General features: G+C 62.3%; 5 protein-coding genes. 1 reads left to right on the plus strand and 4 read right to left on the minus strand.

Going from position 1 to position 6,180, the window contains the following annotated elements; genetic code table 11:
• Window positions 1–130: 130 nt before the first annotated feature.
• The 4 genes from KGB24_RS28415 to KGB24_RS28430 all read right to left on the minus strand — a co-directional run bounded on the left by KGB24_RS28415 (window position 131) and on the right by KGB24_RS28430 (window position 4,575).
• On the minus strand, window positions 131–2,116 hold the full coding sequence (locus KGB24_RS28415) for a sensor histidine kinase (protein WP_223413884.1): 1,986 nt from the start codon (window positions 2,114–2,116) through the stop codon (window positions 131–133).
• Window positions 2,113–2,250, minus strand: a complete 138-nt coding sequence (locus tag KGB24_RS28420) for a hypothetical protein (RefSeq protein ID WP_223413883.1) — start codon at window positions 2,248–2,250, stop codon at window positions 2,113–2,115. Before KGB24_RS28420 ends, KGB24_RS28415 begins: the two co-directional genes overlap by 4 nt.
• Window positions 2,251–2,365: 115 nt before the next feature.
• Complete coding sequence (locus KGB24_RS28425) at window positions 2,366–3,220, minus strand: MaoC family dehydratase (RefSeq protein WP_223413882.1); 855 nt, start codon at window positions 3,218–3,220, stop codon at window positions 2,366–2,368.
• A 2-nt stretch (window positions 3,221–3,222) separates the two neighbouring features.
• Window positions 3,223–4,575 (minus strand): 3-oxoacyl-ACP reductase, encoded by a 1,353-nt coding sequence (locus KGB24_RS28430; RefSeq protein WP_223413881.1) that lies wholly within the window; start codon window positions 4,573–4,575, stop codon window positions 3,223–3,225.
• A gap of 265 nt (window positions 4,576–4,840) precedes the next feature.
• Between KGB24_RS28430 and KGB24_RS28435 the strand changes: the two genes are divergently transcribed.
• Window positions 4,841–6,118: an acetyl-CoA C-acetyltransferase gene (locus tag KGB24_RS28435; RefSeq protein WP_223413880.1), complete on the plus strand. Its 1,278-nt coding sequence runs from the start codon at window positions 4,841–4,843 to the stop codon at window positions 6,116–6,118.
• Window positions 6,119–6,180: the final 62 nt, after the last annotated feature.

Below are 6,180 nucleotides of genomic sequence, written 5' to 3' on the forward strand. Positions count from 1 at the left end.
AAAGGGGTATCGTCGGCAGCGTCAGATGGGTATAAGAGACAGACATCTATGTTGAATTTGGCATCGCCATCGCCATCGCCGGCAAGCCGGCTCCTACAGGTTTTTATTTGCCTGGCCAGAAAGACAAAGCCTATCCGGTGATCCGATCGTCCACTGCAATCGGCAACTCAATACAGAACTGAGCACCCTCGGCCGAGTTGCTCGCACGCAGTGTTCCCCCCATGTTCTCGACGATGCCAACGCTCACCGACAACCCCAGCCCCGTACCCACACCCACCGGTTTAGTGGTGAAAAACGGTTCGAAAATCCGCTCCAGCAACTGCGGATCGATACCGCCACCGTTGTCCTCGACCCACAGTCGCACTGAATGTTCGTCACGTTCGGTGTGCAGCGAAATCCACGGTTTGAAATCCCCATCCGTTTCGCATTTGCTCAGCAATGCATCCCGCGCGTTGACCATCAGGTTAATCAGCACCTGTTCCAGCTGATCGACATTGCCACGCACCTGAACCTGGAAACCAGTCTCGCTGACCCTGAGCTCGACGCCTTTGCCTCGCAACTCCTCGGCCAGCAGCGACAGCGTGCCCCCGATGGCGTCAACCGGATTGAAGGGATGCTGCTCGGCCTCCGAGCGGCGGCCGAACACTCGCATGTGATCGACCACCCGCGCCGCACGCTGGACCTGGGCATCGATGCGGTTGAGTTTGTCGATCAGGTAGTCGACCTGCACTTCACCGTTGTCCAGGCGCTTGAGCACGTTGACGATGGCCAGACGCATCACGTTCAGCGGCTGGCTGATTTCATGCGCCAGGCCCGTGGCCATTTCGCCAAGGGTGGCCATTTTCGCGCTCTGGGCCGTCGCGGCGTCCTGTTGCTGGTTTTTGATGTCGCTGATGTCGAGCATGAAACCCACCAGCCGCCGGTCTTTGCCGACGCCCATGGCTTGGCCTTGCAGGCGATACCAGGTCGGCGTGTCGGGGTGATGCAGGCGCACGCAGAGCAATAAAGGTGTGCCGTCGTCCTGCAAGTCTTGCAGACGACTGCGCAACGCTTTGCGGTCGGCAGGGTGGACCTGCTCGAGCCAGGCGTGCAGGGGCATGCGTGTGCTGATCAGGTTCAGTGTGTTGGCCAGCGACGACGCCAATTGCACCTCGGCGCTGTCGCTGAAAATTTCCCACCATCCGCTGCCGAGCAAGGCTTGCAGCGATTCCAGTCGCTCCAGTTGCAGATGATGCTGATGCTCACGCAAACGCTCCAGCAATGGCCCGGCGAGCGCGGCGGCGAGCTGCAGCCAGTCGCGCTCTCCGACGTCGGGTGCACGTTGTTGCACCGGGTAAAAACCACAGAGCAACCACGCGACCACGCCTTGCGCATCGTGGTAAGGCACCGCAAGCCCTTCGGCATTACCGAAGAGGCTGTGCAGGCGCGGGTGCTCGCCGAGGGTCAAATGCTGCGGGGCGGAGCCGTTCAAACTGTCGAGCCCGGTGCCCAGGCGTTGACCGTTTTGCCACAGCCGGGGCGCATCAAAGGCCGCGTAATGTTGATGGATCTGCCAACCGTCTTCCTGTTCATCCAGCAACGCCACGGCCATGCACGGGATTTGAAAACGCCGCGCCAGATGTTGCAGTTGTTCCAGCAGTACGTCGGGCAGGCGCGCCAGGCTGCACAGGCGCAACTGATCACCGATCTGTGTCGCGAGCAACTGGCAGAGTTCGCGGCTGCGCGCTTGCCGGCGTTCGTACAACAAATCGCCGATGTCCAGTAACTGCAACAGCCAGGCATCGGCCAACGGCTGCACCCAGCCGCGCAGGTGCAAGGGTTGCCCGCTGAGGCTGAAAAAGTCCAGATCCAGACTTTGTCCTTGCCAGTCGGCCGGTGTGCCTTGGACGGCGAGGCTGCTGTGCGGCATGAGGTAATCGTGTAGAAGCGGCGCCTGCGCGGCGGGGTGCTGCTGGGCCAGGCCATGGCGCAGCGGGCCAGCCAGATGAATGACCCGGCCTTCGGCGTCCAGGCGCATCTGTAAGCCGACACCTGGCGTGCTCAGGGCCTTGGGGATTTCCGGTGGCGGCGGATTACGGTTGAGCAAGCGCCCGAACAGCTTGTCCCCGGAACTCAAAATTGCACGCTCGAACGGGCGATGGCGTCGGTGGCGGCATCAAAATACAGCGCGGCGGGAATCCTGTCCAGTTGCCGGCTCCGATCCGTGGTGGCTACGGCACTTGTTTGCTTGCGGGGGAGGTTTGTTTTCATGAGTGCGTCTACCCTGACTATCACTATGTAATGTCAGCATAGAATCATTCAGCCAAAACGGACGTTTTTTACCGGTTGCAGAGCTTTGTCCTGCTGATCTGGCTGATGCGAACGATCAGGCAACCGGTCGCCAATGTCCGGCCATGTGCTCCAGATCACCTGCACCCAGCAGCTGGAAATCTCCACTGGACCCCGCCGCACTGGCGAGCAGTGTCACCTCACCGGGCAGGCGTACCGGTTTGCGAAACTGCACGGCAATCTCGACGTTTGCCGTGGGCAAATGATCGGCAAGCGCAGCCAGCGTTCGCGCCTTGTTCCATAACCCATGGGCAATGGCCGTCGGGAAGCCGAACAGTTTGGCGCTCACCGCACTCAGGTGGATCGGGTTGTAGTCGCCGGACACTTTGGCGTATTGCCGACCGATGTCCGCCGGCGCTTTCCAGCGGGTGACTTCGCTCAACGGCAACGTCGGGGCCAGCACTTCCTCGGCCGGTTCGCCTTCGAGTTTGACCCCGCGACAGAGCATCCGGCTTTCAGCCTCCCACAACGGCCCCAACTGATCATCGAGCGTTGTCAGCAGCTCGAACGTCGCCCCCTTCGCATGGGGTTGCAGATTCTGCACCTGCACGCTGATGCGCGCGCGGTTCACGCCGCCCATGGGCCGCAAGACGCGAATGCGGTTGCTCAGGTGAATCAACCCCAGCAGCGGAAACGGAAAATCCCTGGCGGTCAGCAGTTGCATCTGCAGCGCGAACGCCAGGATGTGTGGATAAGTCGGCGGCAACAAACCGTTGTCGGCAAACCCGCAGACGTTGCGATAGGCCGCCAGGCGTTTCGGGTCAACATCGACCCAGCAACGCAAACCCGCATCGGGCAGCGTGGTGCCGGTGATCTTGCGGCGCGTAGCGGCCTGCACATACAACCCTGGCAGGCTCGGTTCGCGGTTGAGTGTGTGCCAATCGGTGATCATCGCTAAGCCCCCAAGACACTTTGCCCGCAGACCCGCAGCGCTTGCCCGGTGAACGCGCCGGTGCCAGGTTGCGCCAGCCAGGCCACCGCTTCGGCAACGTCCTGCGGCAAGCCGCCCTGGCCCAGCGAACTCATGCGCCGGCCGGCCTCACGCAAGCCGAAGGGAATGTGTGCGGTCATTTGCGTTTCGATGAATCCCGGTGCCACCGCGTTGATGCTGATGCCCCGCTCATTGAGCAACGGCGCCCAGGCTTGGGCCAGACCGATCAAACCCGCCTTGCTCGCCGCGTAATTGGTTTGCCCGCGATTGCCGGCGATGCCGCTGATGGACGCCAGCAAAATCACGCGGCCGTTATCGTGCAGGGTGCCGCTGTCGAGCAGAGCCTTGGTCAGCACTTGCGGTGCATTGAGATTGACCGCGAGCACCGCATCCCAGAATTCCGGGGTCATGTTGGCCAGGGTTTTATCGCGGGTGATGCCGGCGTTGTGCACCACGATATCGACGCCGTCAGGCAACTGCTCGATCAACTGCGTGGCGGCGTCTTCGGCGCAGATGTCCAGGGTGATGCTGCGTCCGCCGAGGCGTGCGGCGAGGGCGTCGAGATCGGTTTTCGCCGGTGGCACGTCGAGCAGGATCACGTCGGCGCCGTCACGGGCCAGGGTTTCGGCAATCGATGCACCGATGCCGCGCGCCGCGCCGGTGACCAGCGCCTTGCGTCCCGACAACGGACGCGTCCAGTCCGTCACTGGCGTGGCGCAGGGGTTCAGGTGAATCACTTGCCCGGAGACGAACGCACTTTTGGGCGAAAGGAAAAACCGCAGCGGGCCTTCCAGTTGATCCTCGGCACCTTCGCCGACGTGGACCAGTTGCAAGGTGCCGCCACTGCGCAGTTCCTTGGCCAGCGAACGACTGAAGCCTTCCAGGGCGCGCTGGGCGCTGGCGGCAAACGGATCGCTTAACGTCTGCGGCGCGCGCCCGAGAATGACCCGGTGCGCACAGTGATCGAGGTTTTTCATCAGCGGCTGAAAGAACTCGCGCAGTTGCTTGAGCTGATCGGTTTGCACCAGATGACTGGCGTCGAACACCACCGCCTTGAGTTTCGGGCCGTGGCCGGGAATCCACGCGGTGGCGATCGAAGGTTCGCTGCCGTAGCTGTAAATCGCATCGGTCAGGCGGTTGGCGAAGGCGCTGACTTTTTCCGCCAGCGGCCCGCCGCCGATCAGCAGCGCCCCCTCGACAGGCCGAAGCCGGCCCGCCTGCCAGCGTTCCAGCCGAACCGGCGACGGCAGCCCCAAGGCCCCGACCAGACGATGGCCGATGGATGAATTGGCGAAGTCGATATAGCGGTCAGACATGGAACGCGCTCCAGCAGCTGGGGTTCAAAGTGTGGACCACGAATGGCAATCAGTCGTTCGATCCACGAGATCAGGCCTACGCTTGGACATTGCAGATTGGTTTTATCCCGGGATTTTGTAGCGATGCAATCCCTGTAGGAGCCGGCTTGCTGGCGATGGCGTCCGTCCAGTCGACACCTTCATTGCCTGAACGGACGCTATCGCCAGCAAGCTGGCTCCTACAGGGGTTGGTGTTGGTATTTGGATTTTCATCAGGAGCTTTTTCATGACTCAGCTGCGCCGCGTCGCGATCATCGGCGGTAACCGGATTCCCTTCGCACGCTCCAACGGGCCGTACGCCACCGCGAGTAACCAGGCGATGCTCACCGCCGCACTCGAAGGCCTGATCGAGCGTTTCAACCTGCACGGTTTGCGCATGGGCGAAGTGGCGGCGGGCGCAGTGCTCAAGCATTCCCGGGACTTCAACCTGACCCGCGAATGCGTGCTCGGCTCCCGACTGTCGCCGACCACGCCGGCCTATGACATCCAGCAAGCGTGCGGCACCGGTCTGGAAGCGGCGTTGCTGGTGGCGAATAAAATCGCCCTGGGCCAGATCGAGTGCGGCATTGCCGGCGGCGTCGACACCACGTCCGACGCGCCCATCGGCATCAACGAAGGTTTGCGCAAAATCCTCCTGCAAGCCAACCGCGCCAAGACTACGGCCGACAAACTGAAAACTTTTTTGCAGCTGCGACCGGGTCATCTCGTCCCGGAATTTCCGCGCAACGGCGAACCCCGCACCGGCCTGTCGATGGGCGAACACTGCGAACTGATGGCGCAGACCTGGAACATTGCGCGCGCCGAGCAGGATCAACTGGCGCTGGAAAGTCATCAGAAAATGGCGGCCTCCTACACCGAAGGCTGGCACAACGACCTGATGACGCCATTCCTCGGCCTGACCCGCGACAACAACCTGCGCCCGGACCTGACCCTGGAAAAACTTGCGCCGCTGAAACCGGCGTTCGAGAAAAGCGCCAAAGGCACGCTGACCGCCGGCAACTCGACGCCGCTCACCGACGGCGCGTCGCTGGTGCTGCTGGGCAGCGAAGAATGGGCGAAGGAACGCGGCTTGCCGATCCTTGCGTATTTGCGCGATGGCGAGGCGGCGGCGGTGGATTTCGTCAACGGTGCCGAAGGGCTGTTGATGGCGCCGGTGTACGCGGTCCCGCGTTTGCTGGCGCGCAATGGCCTGACCTTGCAGGACTTCGATTACTACGAAATCCACGAAGCCTTCGCCGCACAAGTGCTCTGCACCTTGAAGGCCTGGGAAGACCCCGAGTACTGCAAAACCCGCCTCGGCCTCGACGCGCCACTGGGCTCCATCGACCGCAGCCGGCTAAACGTCAAAGGCAGTTCACTGGCGGCAGGGCATCCGTTTGCAGCGACGGGCGGGCGCATTGTCGCCAATCTGGCCAAGCTGCTCGACGCTGCCGGCAAGGGCCGGGGGTTGATCTCGATTTGTGCGGCGGGCGGGCAGGGCGTCACCGCAATCATCGAACGCTGAAGATTTAACCGAATGAAACCGGGAACCTGTGGGAGCGGGCTTGCTCGCGAAGGCGGTGGGTC

The sequence above is a fragment of the Pseudomonas sp. BF-RE-25 genome (genome assembly GCF_019956105.1).
Lineage (GTDB): Bacteria > Pseudomonadota > Gammaproteobacteria > Pseudomonadales > Pseudomonadaceae > Aquipseudomonas > Aquipseudomonas migulae.

What these genes read in the sequence shown, in the direction of transcription:
- KGB24_RS28435 (WP_223413880.1), top strand. Translation starts at nt 4,841, where the DNA reads ATGACTCAGCTGCGCCGCGTCGCGATCATCGGCGGTAACCGGATTCCC.
- KGB24_RS28420 (WP_223413883.1), bottom strand. Translation starts at nt 2,250, where the DNA reads ATGAAAACAAACCTCCCCCGCAAGCAAACAAGTGCCGTAGCCACCACG.
- KGB24_RS28425 (WP_223413882.1), bottom strand. Translation starts at nt 3,220, where the DNA reads ATGATCACCGATTGGCACACACTCAACCGCGAACCGAGCCTGCCAGGG.
- KGB24_RS28430 (WP_223413881.1), bottom strand. Translation starts at nt 4,575, where the DNA reads ATGTCTGACCGCTATATCGACTTCGCCAATTCATCCATCGGCCATCGT.